This is a genomic window from Sphingoaurantiacus capsulatus, assembly GCF_042648405.1.
GTDB classification, from domain to species: Bacteria; Pseudomonadota; Alphaproteobacteria; order Sphingomonadales; family Sphingomonadaceae; genus Sphingoaurantiacus; species Sphingoaurantiacus capsulatus.
Genome location: NZ_JBHRXV010000009.1, coordinates 116,785 through 132,964, shown reverse-complemented (window position 1 = coordinate 132,964; position 16,180 = coordinate 116,785). Strand labels below are relative to the sequence as shown.

General features: G+C 68.5%; 12 protein-coding genes. 4 read left to right on the top strand and 8 right to left on the bottom strand.

Annotation, left to right across the window (positions count from 1 at the left end; all coding sequences use genetic code 11):
* Window positions 1-2,091, bottom strand: a complete 2,091-nt coding sequence (locus ACFOMD_RS10345) for a PQQ-dependent dehydrogenase, methanol/ethanol family (RefSeq protein WP_380860895.1) — start codon at window positions 2,089-2,091, stop codon at window positions 1-3.
* A 145-nt stretch (window positions 2,092-2,236) separates the two neighbouring features.
* Between ACFOMD_RS10345 and ACFOMD_RS10340 the strand changes: the two genes are divergently transcribed.
* Window positions 2,237-3,553, top strand: a complete 1,317-nt coding sequence (locus tag ACFOMD_RS10340; RefSeq protein WP_380860892.1) for an amidohydrolase — start codon at window positions 2,237-2,239, stop codon at window positions 3,551-3,553.
* Between the two features lies 1 nt (window position 3,554).
* On the opposite strand, the gene ACFOMD_RS10335 is transcribed toward ACFOMD_RS10340, so the two are convergent.
* The 7 genes from ACFOMD_RS10335 to ACFOMD_RS10305 all read right to left on the bottom strand — a co-directional run bounded on the left by ACFOMD_RS10335 (window position 3,555) and on the right by ACFOMD_RS10305 (window position 12,818).
* Entirely contained in the window at window positions 3,555-4,964 is a 1,410-nt protein-coding gene (locus ACFOMD_RS10335; protein WP_380860889.1) for a multicopper oxidase family protein, read from the bottom strand.
* A 72-nt stretch (window positions 4,965-5,036) separates the two neighbouring features.
* Entirely contained in the window at window positions 5,037-6,644 is a 1,608-nt protein-coding gene (locus tag ACFOMD_RS10330) for a tannase/feruloyl esterase family alpha/beta hydrolase (RefSeq protein ID WP_380860886.1), read from the bottom strand.
* A 143-nt stretch (window positions 6,645-6,787) separates the two neighbouring features.
* Window positions 6,788-8,203: a succinylglutamate-semialdehyde dehydrogenase gene (gene astD, locus ACFOMD_RS10325; protein ID WP_380860883.1), complete on the bottom strand. Its 1,416-nt coding sequence runs from the start codon at window positions 8,201-8,203 to the stop codon at window positions 6,788-6,790.
* Entirely contained in the window at window positions 8,200-9,204 is a 1,005-nt protein-coding gene (locus ACFOMD_RS10320; protein WP_380860880.1) for an arginine N-succinyltransferase, read from the bottom strand. Before ACFOMD_RS10320 ends, astD begins: the two co-directional genes overlap by 4 nt.
* Before the next feature lie 8 nt (window positions 9,205-9,212).
* Window positions 9,213-10,400, bottom strand: a complete 1,188-nt coding sequence (locus tag ACFOMD_RS10315; RefSeq protein WP_380860877.1) for an aspartate aminotransferase family protein — start codon at window positions 10,398-10,400, stop codon at window positions 9,213-9,215.
* A complete protein-coding gene (locus ACFOMD_RS10310) occupies window positions 10,393-11,802 on the bottom strand; it encodes an FAD-binding oxidoreductase (RefSeq protein ID WP_380860874.1) in 1,410 nt (469 codons plus the stop codon). The genes ACFOMD_RS10315 and ACFOMD_RS10310 overlap by 8 nt, the downstream gene beginning before the upstream one ends.
* The gene (locus tag ACFOMD_RS10305) at window positions 11,799-12,818 is read right to left on the bottom strand and encodes a 2-oxoadipate dioxygenase/decarboxylase family protein (protein ID WP_380860871.1); all 1,020 of its coding nucleotides are present in this window, start codon (window positions 12,816-12,818) and stop codon (window positions 11,799-11,801) included. Before ACFOMD_RS10305 ends, ACFOMD_RS10310 begins: the two co-directional genes overlap by 4 nt.
* An 85-nt stretch (window positions 12,819-12,903) precedes the next feature.
* Here ACFOMD_RS10305 and ACFOMD_RS10300 point away from each other — a divergent pair, with 85 nt between their 5' ends.
* The 3 genes from ACFOMD_RS10300 to ACFOMD_RS10290 all read left to right on the top strand — a co-directional run bounded on the left by ACFOMD_RS10300 (window position 12,904) and on the right by ACFOMD_RS10290 (window position 16,116).
* A complete protein-coding gene (locus ACFOMD_RS10300; protein ID WP_380860868.1) occupies window positions 12,904-13,797 on the top strand; it encodes a LysR substrate-binding domain-containing protein in 894 nt (297 codons plus the stop codon).
* A gap of 76 nt (window positions 13,798-13,873) precedes the next feature.
* Window positions 13,874-15,070 (top strand): CaiB/BaiF CoA transferase family protein, encoded by a 1,197-nt coding sequence (locus ACFOMD_RS10295; RefSeq protein WP_380860866.1) that lies wholly within the window; start codon window positions 13,874-13,876, stop codon window positions 15,068-15,070.
* A 161-nt stretch (window positions 15,071-15,231) separates the two neighbouring features.
* A complete protein-coding gene (locus ACFOMD_RS10290; protein ID WP_380860863.1) occupies window positions 15,232-16,116 on the top strand; it encodes a LysR family transcriptional regulator in 885 nt (294 codons plus the stop codon).
* The last annotated feature ends 64 nt before the right edge of the window (window positions 16,117-16,180 follow it).

The window sequence follows — 16,180 nt, the reverse complement described above, 5'->3', positions numbered from 1 at the left end:
TCAATGTCCGCCGCCCTGCACGGCGGGGCCTTGCGGGGCCGGGCCGGCGCGGCGGTCGGCGGCGATGTAGGCGCGGATGGCGATGGTGTCGGCGGGCGTCAGCACGTCGCTGAAGCTGGCCATGCCGGCATCGGCGAAGGCGCCTTCCAGCACCACGGCGTCGAAGTTCGCCTCGACCTCGGGCGCCATGTTCCACAGGTTCGGATAGCCGTTGGGCGCGCCCTTCGGCGAATGGCAGCGCGCGCAATATTGACCGTAGAGCTTGCCGCCGTTCGCCAGGATCGCTGGATCGGTCGGCAGGCCGGTGGCGATCGGCTGCGGCACTGGCTTCTCGACCGCCGGCGGCAGGTCGACGGCGCCGCCGCCGAGCCTGAACACCAGCAGCCGCTCGCGGTTCTGATATGTGTGCGCGGCGAAGCCCTTCATGTAGCGGCCGTTCATCGCGCCGCCCAAACCCGCGAGCACCGCCACATATTGCTGACCGTCGATCGCATAGGTGACCGGCGGCGCCATGATCGCGAGGCCGGTGTCGATGCGCTTCAGCAGCTTCCCCGTCTTGGCGTCATTGACCAGCAGCGCGCCCTCGGTCGAGCCGGAGAAGATCAGCCCGCCGCTGGTCGCCAGAACGCCGCCGCTCCACCACGGCATCGGCTCGCTCTGCCATGCGATCTTGCCAGCGCGCGGGTCCCACGCCTTCAGCACCGCCTGATGCGTGAAGGGCGGCAGACCCTTCATCAGCGCGGCGTCCTTTTCAGGGTTCGGCGGGCCGGACTTCGCGCCGGTGTTGTTCGCACCCGGCAGCAGCGGCACGTCGCCCGGCTGCGTGGTGAAGGTCATCGGCATCTCGAGCGTCGGGATGTAGACGAGGCCGGTCTGCGCGCTGAACGCCATCGGCTGCCAGTTGTGGCCGCCGGCGGTCGAGGGCCACACCACCTTCGGCGCGCCGCTATAGTCGGCGCTGCCGGTCAGTACCGGGCGGCCGGTCTTCAGGTCGACATGGCTCGCCCAGGTGACGTTGGTGAACTTTTCGGCAGAAAGAAGCTCGCCGGTGGCGCGGTCGAGCACGTAGAAGAAGCCGTTCTTCGGCGCCTGCATGAGCACTTGCCGCGCTTTGCCGCCGATTTCGATGTCGGCGAGGATCATGTTCTGCGACGCGGTATAGTCCCAGCTATCGCCGGGCGTGGTCTGATAATGCCATTTTAGCCGGCCGGTCTTCGCATCGATCGCGAGGATCGAGGACACGAACAGATTGTCGGGCGATTTGCCCTTGTTGCGCACCCAGGCCGGCCACGGGCCGCCGTTGCCGACACCGACGTAGATCAGCCCGAGCGCTGGATCATAGGTCATCGAATCCCAGACGGTGCCGCCACCGCCCAGATCCCAGCGTGCATCGGGCGCCCAGGTCTTGCGCGCCATCGCGACTTCCGGGTGCTCGTCGGGTCCTTCGCCCGGCACGGTGAAGAAGCGCCAGGCCGGCTTGCCGGTGGCGGCGTCATAGGCGGTGACATAGCCGCGCACGCCCATCTCGGCGCCGCCGTTGCCGATGACGATCTTGTCGCCGGCGATGCGCGGCGCGCCGGTGATCGTGTAGCTCTTCGTTCGGTCGGTGAAGGTGTCGACGCGCCACTTCACAGCCCCGGTCTTCGCGTCGAGCGCGACCAGCCAGCCGTCGAGCGTCGCGACATAGACGACGCCCTTCCACAGCGCGACGCCGCGGTTGACCGCGTCGCAGCAGGCGTGGCGCGCCCAGGCGCCGACGACTTCCGGGTCATAGGTCCATCTGGGCGCGCCGGTCTTCGCGTCGACCGCATAGACGACGCTCCACGGCCCGGTGAAATAGAGCGTGCCGTCGGACATGATCGGCGACGCCTGCGTGCCGCGATGCGTGCGGCCGCGCACGACGAAATCGTCGAAGGCGAAGGCGAGGCCGAGTTCGCTCACATTCTGCGTGTCGATCTCGTCGAGCGGCGAGTAGCGCTGCTCGCCATAGCCATAGCCGTGCATCGGCCAGTCGCTGGCGTCGCTGCCCTGCGGCAGTGCGAAGGGATCGCCGGCGGGCTTGTCGCCGCACGCCGAAACCAGCAACGCCACGACGCATCCGAAAAGCCATCCCGCCCGCACGTTTCGCTCCTCCCCGAGACGTTATGACGCTGACATGAAATTTCGAAAATGCAACCTGTACGTTGCATTTTCTCGCGTATTCGTGCGAGAATCTGGAAATTCAAGGGAGGGACGGATGCGCCGATCGACGATCATCAAATGGCTGTGCACGACAGGCGTCGCGCTGGTCGCCACCGCAGGCGCAGCGCAGCCAGCGCTGCCGTTGGTCGATGCGGCGGTCGGCGGCGTCACCGCCAAGGTCACGACCTGGCGGCGCGACATCCATCAGCATCCTGAACTGGGCAATCACGAGAAGCGCACCGGCGCGCTGGTCGCCGAGCATCTGCGCAAGCTCGGCCTCGATGAGGTGCGCACCGGCATCGCGCATACCGGAGTCGTCGGCATCCTGCGTGGCAAGAAGCCGGGCGGCGTCATCGCGCTGCGCGCCGATATGGACGCGCTGCCGATCAAGGAAGCGACCGGCCTGCCCTTCGCCTCGACGGTCACCGTCGATGTCGACGGCAAGCCGACGCCGGTGATGCATGCCTGCGGGCATGATGCGCACACCGCGATGCTGATGGGCGCCGCCGAGGTGCTCGCCGGCATGCGCGACCGCATCGCCGGCACGGTGGTGTTCGTGTTCCAGCCGGCGGAGGAGGGTGGCCCGCCGGGACAGGTGTCGGGCGCACGGCTGATGCTGAAGGAAGGCGCGTTCAAGGGCGTGAAGCCCGATGCGATCTTCGGCCTCCACGTCGAGCCGGGAACGGCGGGGCAGATCCAGGTGCGCCCGGGTCCGCTGCTGTCGAGCGCCAGCGACATCCTGATCGACCTCACTGGCCGGCAGACGCACGGTGGCCGCCCGTGGGAGGGCACCGACCTCGTCAATCTCAGCGCCGACATCGTCAAGTCGCTGGCGACGATCGCCAGCCGGCAGGTCAATGTGTTCGAATTTCCGAACGTCGTGTCGATTGGCTCGCTGCAGGCGGGCAATCGCATGAACATCCTGCCCGGCACCGCGACTCTGCGCGGCACCATCCGCACCTTCGACCTCACGCGCCGCGATCGGCTGAAGGCGCTGATCCGCACCTCGGTCGACGGGCTCGCCAAGACCTATGGCGCCGAGGCGAAGGTCAACTTCGAGGATGTGGCGCTGGTAACCGGCAGCGACCCGAAGCTGCTCGACACCATCCTGCCGGCGCTGCGCAGCGCGGCGACGGCGGGCGTCGACACCAACACGCTGCTGCGCGGCGCGGCGGAGGATTTCTCCTTCTTCGAAGCGGAGATTCCGGGCGTCTACTACATCCTCGGTTCGACGCCGGCGGGGGCGCCCAAGGACGCGGTGCCGACCAACCACAGCGACAAGTTCGACATCGACGAGCGCGTGCTGCCGGTCGGCGTGAAGGCGCATGTGCTGAGCGCGCTCGCCTTCCTCGACTCCCGCGCCGCGAAGTAAGCTAGGCCTGCTGCCGGTCTGAGCGGCAGTAGGCCGCTTCGATCGCCTCGTGCATCGCGTTCGGGTCGAACGCCGGCTCAACGTCGCCGTCGTACAGCATCAGCGCCATCAGGCCGAAATCCTGATGCTTGGCCTGATGGCAGTGCAGTAGCGTCGGCCCCGGGTTGCTGGCGATGAAGTCGACTTCGGTCATGCTGTTCGGCCGGATGTTGATCGTGTCCTTCATAAGCCCCGCGCACGGCGTGCCGCCATAGCTCGCCACCTCGAAATGGTGGCGGTGAAGGTGCATCGGATGGCCCTCGGTGGTCCGGTTCTCGAAGGCCAGCCGGTAGCGATTGCCGCGCGTCAGCCGGAGCCGTGCGGTGTCGGGCCAGGTGCGGCCGTTCAGCGACCATTGATTGTAGCCGCCCGGGCCGCCGGCGATCCGGTCGATGCGCAGGAGGATGCGCTCGTCGGGCGGCGGCAGTGTGCCGTCATGCGCGAAGGGCCGGAAATCCCACGCGAGCTTCACCGGCGCCCACGCCGCCTCGCCGATTGCGCCGGCATATTCGACGATCATGCCCATGCCCTTGGCGCGCTCCTGCGGCTTGACAGCGCCGAGGATCCAGCGGCCGGGATTGTTCATCTCGACCAGCACGTCGGCGCGCTCGCCGGGGCCGAGCATCAGCGCGTCGATCATCGCCTGCGTCGGTACCGGCTGCCCATCCATTGCCACCATTTTCATCCGGTGGCCGGCGAGCGCGGTCCATGTGATTTCGGTCGCGCTGGCGTTGAGCAGACGGAACAGTACGCGCTGCCCCTGACGCACGCGAACCGGCTCACCATGGCCCAGCAGCCGGCCGTTCATCGTGCCGTGGCGATAGCCGACTTCGAGGCCATGTTTGGGGTCGTCGGGGCGAAGCTCCTGCCCGCTTATCCAGTGCGACCCCCAATGATGGAGCGCCACGAGCACCTCTTGGTCATAGGCGCCGGCATCGCTGCCATCCTCGACGATCACGAAGCCGAACAACCCGGAGTAAGGCCCGAACATCAGCGCTTTCGCGCCCATCATATGGGTGTGATACCAGTGGGTTCCCGCCGGGTTGGGCGTCATTTCGAATCGATAAGTGCCGAACGGCGGCACCGGCGGCGTGCCTTCTTCCTCGGCGCCATCGACGTCCGAAGGAATGGTCAGCCCGTGCCAATGCACCAGTTCGGGCGCCAACAGGTGGTTTTCGATCTCGAAGCTCGTCCGACGACCGCGCCGAAGCCGGAGCGTCGGGCCGGGCACCTGGCCGTCGTAGGCGAAGGTCGGGTAGGTGATACCGGGCGCCAGCTCCAGCATGTGCGATGCGATGCGCAGCTTCACGTCGGCAGGGCCGTCGGTTGCCTTGCGCGCCACGCCCGCGCAGGCACCGACGCCCAACGCCATCGCGGACCCGAGAAGCGTCCGTCGTGACATCGTCATATGAAGAGCTCCTGCCCGGGTCCGCGCTCGGGCCGATCAGCGATCGACGCGCTTGAAGCTCTCCGCGGCGTTCGGATCGCCCTTGCCCTTGTACCTGGAGATGGCGGGCCAGGGGTAGAAGGCGCGGCGGCGGAACGGCGTCTTGCCGGCCTCGTCCTCCACCATCAACTCCTTCGGTGCGATGCCTTCCTCGACCCACTTCACCAGCGCGGTCTGCGTGTCGAAGACATAGGGGCCGGATCCGCCGCTGCCATGATCCATACTGGGGATCAGGTAGAGCTGCGCAAACTCGCCGGTCGCCTTGGCGCCGCCCATTGCGGTCTGCATCTTCGCGAACCAGTCCTCGGTCATCTGCGCGCTGATCATCGCGTCGCCCCATCCGTGGACAATGATGAGCTTGCCGCCGCGCTTCTTGAACACGGTGAGGTCGACGGCGTCGGGATCGAAGATCGTCGCCATGTCGTCGATCTTCGCCTTCTCCTTCACATAGTCGAACTTGGTCCAGTCATAGTCAGGACCCGGATTGTCGCGCATCACGAAGTAGCGAAGGCCGGTGATCGCACCATTGAGCGCGAAGGGCGCGCCGGGCTCAGTGCTGCCGCGCACCGGCAGGATCGAACGGGCCCAGTCATGCTCCGAGCTGATGTCGGTCGGATAGTTGAAATAGATCTCGCCGCGGTCGTTGACCGGCTTTGCATAGATCTTGCGCACCGCGTCGACCTGCGCCTGGTTGAGGCACTCGTTCTTCTCTTCCGACTGGCCGGCTTTGCACAGCAGCACGACGGGGTCGTACTTGCACTTGCGCGGGTCGTCGATGATGCCGTCCTTCAGGCCATCGGTGGCGTCGCAGGCCTCCATCGCGCCCTTGTGCAGCAGCGGGATCTTGTCGCTGTAGAGCAGCGGCGTCTTGCCGTCGGGATGCACCGCCAGCGCGACCCAGGTGAAGTGGGCGGCGTTCTTCGAATTATAGTTCACCACCGGCGCCTTCGAGAACACGCCGTCGAAGTCTTCCGGATAGCGCTGGACAGTCATCAGGCCGGCGTTGCCGCCCTTCGAGAAGCCCGCGATGTACGAGAATTTCTGCGGCTCGCCGTAGAACGCCTTGAGGATGAACTTGCCGGCTTGCGCCGACACATGGTTGGCGCGGTAGGCGAAGTCCTCGCGCGCGGCGACATTCTTGTGCGCCCAGATGCCGTCGAACGGCGCGCGGCCATAGTGGCCGCCGTCGTTGGTGATCGTCGCATAGCCGTTGGCGAGGCCCGGTACGACGATGTCGTCGCCGGCGCGACCGCACCAGGCATCGCAGGCGGCGAGCATGAAGCGCTTGTTCCACTTGTCGTCGAGCGGCAGCACCAGATTGAACTTCACCGCCGGGGTGATGTAGCCCTCGACCTTGCAGTGCACCGGATAAGCCTCGAGCGGCGGCGCGAGGTTGCCCTGCGAATGGCCGCGCTTCTTGAACATGACCTTCTCTTGCGGACTCGCCGCCTTGCCGGCGACGAGGCTCGCCAGCACGATCTTACCGGGCGCGTCGGCGGCCTTCTCGATGTCGAGATTGTTGAGCGCCTCGCAGCGGTCGGCGAATTCCTTGGGGACGGTCGGCGGCGGGCTTCCTGCCGCCGGCTGTGCCGATGCCGAACCCACCGCAACGCTCAACAACGATACGACAACCAGTGATCCGGCGCTCGTCCGCATAATCCGTCCTCCCTTTACGACGTGTACGTTATTTCGAATTAATGACTGAGTCCATCAGCTGCGCGGTTATAACCCGTCCGCTATTTCGAAAATCAGGCGGCGATCAGCCCGACGATGCCGGCGTGTTGATCGGCGACCTGCGGCGCCTCGAAGCTCGCCACCGGATAGGCGCAATAATCGGCAGCATAATAGGCGCTGGGCCGGTGGTTGCCCGACTCTCCGAGGCCCCCAAATGGCATGTTGCCCGCGGCGCCCGTTGTCGGCCGGTTGCGGTTGACGATGCCGGCGCGGCTGCGGCGCAGGAACTGCTGCCAGAAGCTGTCATTGTCGCTGATCAGCGCGGCGGATAACCCGAAGCGCGTCGCGTTGGCCGCGGCGATCGCGGCGTCGAAACCCTGTACGCGGCGCACCGTCAGCACCGGTGCGAACATCTCCGCGTCGGGCACCTCGATGCCGGTGACGTCGATCAGCGCCGGTTGTACGAACGCCGATGTCGGCCCCGGCCGGCGGAACGGCAGGATCGCCCGCCCGCCGCGCGCCACCAGCGCCGCGACACCGTCGCGCGCGGTGCGTGCCGCGTCGGCGGAAATCAGCGGCCCCATGAACGGCGCCGGCGTGTCGTTCCACGCGCCGATGCGCAGCCGTTCGGCGAGCGCCGCGACCGCCTCGACGATCGCATCGCCGGTCGCTCCCATCGGCACGATCAGCCGCCGCGCGCAGGAGCAGCGCTGGCCGGTGGTGATGTAGGCCGACTGCACGACGATCGAGGCGACGGCTTCAGCCTCGCCATCCCACGCGATCAGCGGATTGTTGCCGCCGAGTTCGAGCGCGAGGATGACGTTGGGCCGGTCAGCGAACAGCCGCCGAAACTGCGCGCCCGCGCCGGCCGACCCGGTGAACAGCAGCCCGTCGATATCCTCGCCGATCAGTGCCGCGCCGGTCTCGCGCCCGCCCTGGATGAGCGTGAGCACGCCGTCGGGTAGCCCCGCCTCGCGCCACAGTTCGACCATGCGCTCGCCGATTGCGGGCGTCAGCTCGGACGGCTTGAACACCACGCTATTGCCGGCGAGCAGCGCCGGCACGATGTGGCCGTTGGGCAGGTGGCCGGGGAAGTTGTAGGGACCGAGCACCGCCATCACGCCGTGCGGACGATGGCGCAGCACCGCCTGACCGAACGGCATCGCCGCCTCGCGCGTGCCGGTGCGTTCGTCGTGCGCAGCGATCGAGATGGCGACCTTGCCGATCATCGACCCGACCTCGGCGTCGGTTTCCCAAAGCGTCTTGCCGGTCTCGCGCGAGATCAACTCGGCAAGTTCGGTGCGGCGTTCGGTTAGCCGTGCGGCGAAGGCGCGGGCGATGGCTGCGCGCGTTTCGAACGGCGCATCGGCCCACGCCGGGAATACAGCCCGTGCGCGCTCGACCGCCTTCCGGCAATCGGCAGTGGTCGAGACGGCGCTCGCCCACACCAGTTCGCCAGTCGCCGGGTCCGTCGAGCGCAGCTCGCTCATGCCGAGACCTGGATCACGTCGCGCTCGCGCACCTTCAACAGCTCGGCGGTCTCGGCGCTGATCAGCACGTCATTCTCGCGCACCGTCGCCAAGGCCCGCAGTGCGCGGAAATCGGCGACGGCGGTCGTCGACAGCAGCGCGGTATCGACACCCGCGTCGGTATCGATGCGCACGCTCAGCCGCCGCGCCCGCGCCAGGGTGCCGATGCGATCACGCGCGCAGGTCACCGTCGGGCCGCCGTCGAAAATGTCGATGAGGCCGGAGCGCTCGAAGCCCTCGCGCTCGAGCATCGCCAGCGCCGGCTCGCCGTCGCGGTGGCAGCGGCCGATCGCGGCGCAGGCCTGGGGATCGATCAGCTCGACATAGATCGGGTGGCGCGGCGCGAGGTCGAGGATGAACTGGCCATCGGTGCTCATCACCATGCGGTCGGCCTCGACGAAGGGCAGGCGGAAGAACTTGCTGGCGACACCGTCCCAGAACGGGCTGCCCGCGTCGGGCTCCACCCAGCCGCGCAGCTCCGCCATCACCGTCTCGGCAAAGCGCGTCGGCTCGGCGCCGATCAGCAGATAGCGCGAGCGCGCGAGCAACTGCCCCGCGCCGCCCGACCGCGCCTCTGGCCGCAGGAACAATGATCCGACCTCGGTCCAGCCGGCACATTCGTTGACGAGCACCAGCGCACGATGATCGAAGCGCGTGCCGATCGATGAGGAGAATTGCGCCAGCGTCACCACGCGGAAAGAGAAGTGCGGGCGCTTGAGGCCAACCGCGGCGCGCACGCCCGCGACGCCGTCGACCCGGCCGGTCGCGGCATCCTCGATCATCAGCGTGTACCAAGCCTCGGTCGGCGCGATCTCGCCGCCGAAGCTCTGCGCGGACAGCGCCAGTCGATCGGCGAGCGTCGGCTCGTCGACCGGTAGGCTGGTGAAGCCGGCGCCCGACAGTTCGGCCAGCTCCATCAAGGCCTCGAGGTCGGCGGGGCCGGCGGGGCGGATGAAGCGCATCAGGCGGCTTAGGCGAGCGTCGCGCGCACCGCGGCGCAGGTCGCCTCGAAGCGGCGCAACGCCTCGTCGGCCTCGGCCGCGCTGAAGTTCAGCGGCGGCAGCAGCCGCACGCAATTCTCGCCGCCGCCGGCGACCAGCAGCAGCTGCTCGCGCGCCGCCGCCATGAACTCGCGGTTGTTGGTGACCATCTTCACGCCGATCAGCAGCCCCTTGCCGCGCACATCGACGACAATGTCCGGGTAGCGTTCAGCAATCGCGGCAAGGCCGTTGCTCAGCCGCTCGGCGACCGTGCGCACGTTGGCGAGCGTCGCTTCGTCGGCGATCAGGGCGAAGGCGGTGTTCGCCACCGCCATCGCCAGCGGATTGCCGCCGAAGGTCGATCCGTGCGCGCCGAAGGTCATCGCCGCCGCGGCCTCCTTGGTCGCGAGGCAGGCGCCGACCGGGAAGCCGCCGCCGAGCGCCTTCGCCACCGCCATGATGTCGGGCGCGCAGCCGTCGAACCACTGGTGCGCGAACAGCTTGCCGGTGCGGCCCATGCCGCTCTGGATCTCGTCGTGGATGAGGAGGATGCCGGCATCGGTGCACCAGTCGCGCACCTGCCGCAGCCATTCGCCCGACAGCGCCCGCGCGCCGCCCTCGCCCTGCACCGGTTCGACGATCAGTGCGGCGGCGGTCGGCGCGTAGATGGCGGCGCGGATCGCTTCGACGTCGTCGGGGCTCAGTTGCACAAAGCCGGGCAGGCGCGGGCCGAAGCCTTCGAGATAGGTCGGATTGCCGGATGCATTGATCGCGCCATAGGTGCGGCCGTGGAAGGAACCGCTGAAGCCGATGATGTCGATGCGTTCGGGCGCGCCGCGGCTCGAATGATAGCGGCGCGCCGCCTTGATCGCGCATTCGATCGCCTCCGACCCCGAATTGCCGAAGAACACGATGTCGGCGAAGCTTGCCGCGGTCAGCTTGTCGGCGAGCAGCTCCTGCCCCGGCACGCGGAACACGTTCGACAGATGCCAGATCTTGCCGGCCTGCTCGGTCAGCGCGGCGACCAGCGCGGGATGGGCATGGCCGAGGCCGTTGGTGGCGATGCCGGCGACGCAGTCGAGATACTCGGTGCCCTCGGCGGTGTAGAGCCAGCTGCCCTTGCCGCGGTCGAACACGACGGGCGCGCGGTTGTAGACGGGCATCAGCGCATCAGACATGTGCATTCTCCAGTTGGGCGCCGAAGTCGACGCGTCCCAGACCCGCCGGGGCCACCAGCCTTTGTACCCGTCCGGCAAGGTCGCGGACAGGCGGTGGGGTAAAGCGGGCATAATGATCGATGTTGCGCGGGCCGATGCCATGCTCGGCGCTGAAGCTGCCGCTGAACTGCTCGACGACCATCGCGAACACCAGCGACTGCACCGCGGCGGCGAGGCCCGCGGGCGCGGGGCCGGCATCGCGCGGCCACACCATGTTGAAGTGCAGCCCGCCGTCGCCGACATGGCCGAAGTCGGCCACCACTAGCTGTGGCCAGCGCTGCGCGACTTCGGCCGCTGCCAACTCACGGAAACGCGAGAGGTCGCCGCGCCGCACCGCGATATCGCAGGCGATGACGCTGCCATGCGCGCGCAGGCCTTCGGGGATCGCGTGGCGGATTGCCCACAGCGAGTCGCCTTCGTCGACCGCGGCATCGATCGCGGTGCCGATCTCGATCAGCGGCACGATCGCTTCTTCGAGCAGGTTGGTGAGGAGCCCGGCGGGCAGCCCGCTGCCGCCCGACAGCTCGATCAGCACGCTGTAGGGCGGCGAGGCGGCGAACGGCCGGCGCAGTCGAGGCACATGCGCGAGCGCCAGTTCGAGCGCGGTAGCCGAGATACCCTCGAATGCGGTCAGCAGCGTCCCGGCGCGCCGTTCCAGCTCAACCAGCAGGGGCGCGGCTGCCGCCGGGGTCGCAAGGCCGACCAGCGCGGTGACGCGATTTGCGGGCAGCGGCTGCAGCGCTAGCGTGGCGCGCGTCACCACGCCGAGCGCACCGGCGCTGGAGGTGAACAATTGCTTCAGGTCGAGGCCGCTGTTGTCCTTCCACACCGGCCCGCCGAGCTCGATCACCGTGCCCTCGCCATCGGCGAGCACGACTTCGAGCCCGAGCAGATTGCGGCGTACGTCGCCATAGCGAAGGAAGCGCGCACCGCCGGTGTTCGCCACCACCATCCCGCCGACCGACGGGTCGGCACCAAGGTCGATCGGGAAGGTCAGGCCATGCGCGGCCGCCGCCGCATTGAGGCTCGACAGCGGCACGCCGGAGTCGACCTGCACGGTGCGATTGATCGGGTCGATCTGCGGCGCCTGCGCCAGCCGTTCGAGGCTCAGCACCACCGCGCCCGCAGCAAGGCCGGCACCGGCAAGCCCGCTGCGCCCGCCCTGCGGCACCACCGGCGCGCCGTGCCGATGCAGCGCGCGCATCAACGCCGACACCTCGCCCGTCGTTGCCGGCCGCACCACCGCGATCGCCGCGCCGCCGGCGCCACGGCCGTCGCTGTCATAGCGTGCCATGTCGTCGGGCAGTGCCAGCAGCCCGGCGTCGCCGACGATCGCCCGCAACTCGGCGAGCAGCGCGCTCACGCCGCCTTGGTCATCGCGAAGATGCCTTGCGCGTTGCTGCTGTCGAAGGCGAGGTCGAGCCGGCCGGTGGCGGGGTCGATGTCGCGCGAGATGAATTCGTAGAAGCTGCCCGGCACCGTGCGGGTGACGAAGCCGCCGCCGTCGCGGAAGCGGCGCGCGACGGGATCGGCGCGCAGCGCGGTCTGCCGCACCCGGCCGCTCGCCGAATGTTCGACCTTGGGCTTGATCGGCTTGCCGGCGGCGCGCAGCCGCTCGGCGAGCGCCTCGACATCCTCGACGCGGTCGGTGGCATGATTGAAGGCATTGCCTTCGGTGGCGATCCACGCGGCCTCCGCCGATTCCGCCAGCAGCAGATCGTAGTCGGCCAGCGCGCAGGGCGGGTGGTGGCGATCGAAAGCGGCGACCAGATGCGGCAGCTCGGCGGCGGCCTCTTGCAGCCGGACGGCGCCGTCGGCGGCGATCACCTCGAGCATCTCACGGGTCGAGGCCGGCAGCGGATCGGTGGTCGCGCCGAACACCCGCGCGGCAGCCGCCTGGAACGCCGGGGAGAAGCGCTCGACGTAAAGCTCGCTGACGAAGAATTGCGGCAGCGTCTCGGGGTGTTCTTCATGGCACCAGGCATGCCCGGTCATCCGCAGCGCGGGCAGCGGATAGCTCTTGGCGAGCCGGTAGCCGAGCGGCTCGAGGAGGCGGCGGAAGGAATCGACGCCGCCGGGCAGCGCGCCGGTCGGCCGGTCGGCGAAGCGGATGGTGCGCAGCGCGCCATGATCGAAGACGATGCCGCCGCCCGCCGTCACCATCTCGTCGACATAGTCGGCGCCAGACGGCACGCGGCGCAGCAGGTCGGCGAACAGCAGCATGTTGAGCGCCATCGCCAGCTCACTGCCCGTCACCGCCGGCTGGGCGATGGCGAAGGCCGGGTCGATGACCAGCGTGTCGAACAGCACCGACGTCTCGACGGGCCCGAGCCGCGCCTCGACCAGCCGATGCAAATTGCTGCCATGCCAGATCGTCATGAAAATCACCTCCGCTGCAGCTTTGTAGCGGTGGGATGTTCTGTTACGAAAGCGACAAACCGGCATATATTCATGAGTAAATGGAATGAGTGACGCCAGCCGACGCCTGTTGCCGCCGATGGCCGCGCTGCACAGTTTCGCGGCGGCGGCGCGCCTCGGCAGCTTCTCGCGCGCCGGCGACGAGCTCGGCCTGACGCAAAGCGCGGTCAGCCGGCAGATCGCGCATCTCGAGGACTGGTTGCAACTGCGCCTGTTCGATCGCACCGGCCGGCGCGTCGTGCTGACCGCCGAGGGGAGCGCCTATGCCGAGGCGATCGCGCCGGCACTCGACCGGATCCGGCGCGCGACGGCGAGGGCCATCGAGCGGCGCCCCGACCGCGAGCTGTCAATCGCCACCCTGCCCAGCTTCGGCATGCGCTGGCTGGCGCCGCGGCTGCCGCGGCTCACCGCGCAGATTCCCGATCTGACCATCAACTTCTCGGCGCGCGCGACCGAATTCCATTTCGCCGACGAGGCGTTCGACGCCGCGATCCACTTCGGCCGGCCCGACTGGCCCGATGCGGCGCACGACCTGCTGTTCGGCGAGCAGGCCGTGGCCGTGATGTCGCCTGACTTCATCGCCCGGCATGCGATCGTCACCCCTGCCGATCTGGCGCGCGTGCCGCTGCTGGCGCTGTCGTCGCGCCGCCGCGCCTGGCCGGCCTGGTTCGGCGCCGGCAGCATCGCGGCCCCCGCCCCCGAACCCACTGCCGCCTTCGAACATTTCCTGATGCTCGCGCAGGCCGCCGCGGCGGGCGCCGGCGCCGCGCTCATCCCCAGCTTTCTGATCGAGCCGGAGCTGGCGTCGGGCGTGCTCGTCAGCCCGTTCGAGCTGACGGCACCCGATCTCGGCGCCTACTATCTCGTCTACCCGCCCGACCGGCTCGACAGCCCCGCGTTCGGGCAGTTCCGCGACTGGCTGATCGCTGAAGTTTCGTAGCGACGATCAATTTTCCCTTGCGTGAAATCGAAGCCGCCCGCTCTAGAACAGCGTGCCGTCGATAAGGGGATGTCGAGTGAAGCTTGGGGATGCGGGTGCGCTTGCGGGCATCAAGGTCGTCGAACTCGGCCAGTTGATCGCCGGACCTTTCTGCGGGCAGTTGCTGGGCGACATGGGCGCCGATGTGGTGAAGGTCGAGCCGCCCGTGGTCGGCGATCCGATGCGCCAGTGGGGCAATGGCGAGCACAAGGTCTGGTGGGAAGTCATCGGCCGCAACAAGCGCTCGGTCACCGCCAACCTGCGCGTGCCGGAAGGCCAGCAGCTGGTCCGCGACCTACTCGCCGACGCCGACATCATGATCGAGAATTTCAAGCCGGGCACGATGGAGAAATGGGGCCTCGACCCCGCCACGCTCCATGAGATCAACCCGCGGCTGATCATCGTGCGCATCTCGGGCTACGGACAGACCGGCCCCTATGCGTCGCGCGCCGGCTTCGGTGGTATCGGCGAGGCGATGGGCGGCTGGCGCGCCATCGTCGGCGAGCCCGACCGGCCGCCGTCGCGCGTCGGTGTGTCGATCGGTGACACGCTCGCCGCCACCTACGGCTGCATGGGCGCGCTCGCCGCGCTGCAATCGCGCGCGCAGACCGGGCGCGGGCAGGTGATCGATGCCGCGCTCTATGAATCGGTGCTGCAGGTGATGGAGAGCCTCGTCGCCGAATATGATGTGATGGGCATCGTCCGCGAACGCCACGGCGGCATCCTGCCGGGCATCGCACCGTCGAACGTCTACGCCTGCGCCGATGGCGAATATATGATCGGCGCCAATGGCGATGCGATCTTCGCGCGGCTGGCGCAGGCGATGGGCCAGCCCGGCCTTTCCGCCGATCCGCGCTATGCGACGCATGTCGCGCGCGGCCAGCACCAGACCGAACTCGATGGGATCATCGAGGCGTGGACGCGCACGCTGACCGTCGACGCGGTCGAGGCGCTGATGATCGAGTACAGCGTCCCCGCCGGTCGCGTGTATCGGGCCCCCGACATGCTCGCCGACCCGCATTTCGCGGCGCGCGAGGCGATCACCAGCGTGCCGCATCCGGTCCACGGCAGCGTGCGCATGCAGAACGCCTTCCCGAAATTCTCCGCCACCCCCTCGACGATCCGTCGCACCGCACCGCAGTTTCCCGGCGAGCACAACGCCGAAGTCTATGGCGAGCGGCTGAAGCTCGACGCCGGGCGGCTCGAGAAGCTGAAGGCCGTGGGCGCGATCTAGTCCATTCCCGGCGACGCGCTGGTCGGGAGCCGTCGGCGGGGATAGACAATGGCGGGCACGTGGCGCCGACGGGTGCAGGGGGAGGACCAGATGCGGCTTTTCGACGTTCGCCAAAGCCAGCGCCGCAGGGGGCGAACCGCGATCAGGCCCGGCACCCGGCTATGAACCTGCGCCACATCGAGATCTTCCACTGCGTCTACGTCAACGGCTCGGTAAGTGCGGCGGCGCGCGCGCTCAACGTGTCGCAGCCGTCGGTGTCGAAGATGCTGCGCCATGCGGAGAGCCTGCTCGGCTTTCAGCTGTTCCGGCGCACCAACGGCGGGCTGGTGCCGACCGACGATGCGCATGCGCTGTTCGCCGAGGTGCGCGAAATCCAGGACCGCGTCCATGCCCTGCGGGAGGCGGGTCAGAATCTGCGCCGCGGCACCGGCGGAACCTTGCGCATCTCGGCGCTCCCGTCACTGGCGCTCGACGCGGTGCCGACCGCCGTCGCCCAGTTCCTGCGCTCGCACGCCAATGTAAAGTTCGACCTGCAGACCGTTCATCATGACGATTTGCTGCGCAAGCTGCACGAGCGCGAAACCGACATCGCGATCGCCTATCAGGTGCCGCCGGCCGCCCCGATCGAGCAGCGCTGGCTCGGCGAGGGCGAACTCGTCGTGCTGTATCGCGAGCAGGACATGCCCGACGCGCCGCCCTGCATCGAGCTCGACCGCCTGCGGGGCCAGCGTTTTATCAGCCTCGCCGCGAGCGGCCCGACCGGGCGCCTGTTCACCGAGGAGCTGAAGCGGCTGAACGTCGAGCTCGACGAGGTGGTGTCGGCCCGCACCTTCTACATCGCCGCCGCGCTCGTCCGGCAGGGCGCCGGCATGACGGTGGTGGACAGCTTCACGGCGCAGGCCTGCCTGACGCCCGGACTTTCGATGCGCCCGCTGAAGCCGCGGGTGACGTTCGACATCCACGCCATGTCGCTGCTCAACCGGCCGCTCGCCGCGCTCGCCACGGAATTCCTCAAGACTCTCAAGCGTGTGCTCGACGCTCCATAGCGTCGGGCTATAGCGCGCGGCTGCATGGGTATGAGCCGGGCGGGCCGGTGGCGGCTAGCTTCGC

Coding starts and splice junctions, on each gene's coding strand:
- ACFOMD_RS10340 (WP_380860892.1), top strand. CDS start 2,237: ATGCGCCGATCGACGATCATCAAATGGCTGTGCACGACAGGCGTCGCG.
- ACFOMD_RS10335 (WP_380860889.1), bottom strand. CDS start 4,964: ATGGCGTTGGGCGTCGGTGCCTGCGCGGGCGTGGCGCGCAAGGCAACC.
- astD (WP_380860883.1), bottom strand. CDS start 8,203: ATGAGCGAGCTGCGCTCGACGGACCCGGCGACTGGCGAACTGGTGTGG.
- ACFOMD_RS10320 (WP_380860880.1), bottom strand. CDS start 9,204: ATGCGCTTCATCCGCCCCGCCGGCCCCGCCGACCTCGAGGCCTTGATG.
- ACFOMD_RS10315 (WP_380860877.1), bottom strand. CDS start 10,400: ATGTCTGATGCGCTGATGCCCGTCTACAACCGCGCGCCCGTCGTGTTC.
- ACFOMD_RS10305 (WP_380860871.1), bottom strand. CDS start 12,818: ATGACGATCTGGCATGGCAGCAATTTGCATCGGCTGGTCGAGGCGCGG.
- ACFOMD_RS10300 (WP_380860868.1), top strand. CDS start 12,904: ATGAGTGACGCCAGCCGACGCCTGTTGCCGCCGATGGCCGCGCTGCAC.
- ACFOMD_RS10290 (WP_380860863.1), top strand. CDS start 15,232: ATGAACCTGCGCCACATCGAGATCTTCCACTGCGTCTACGTCAACGGC.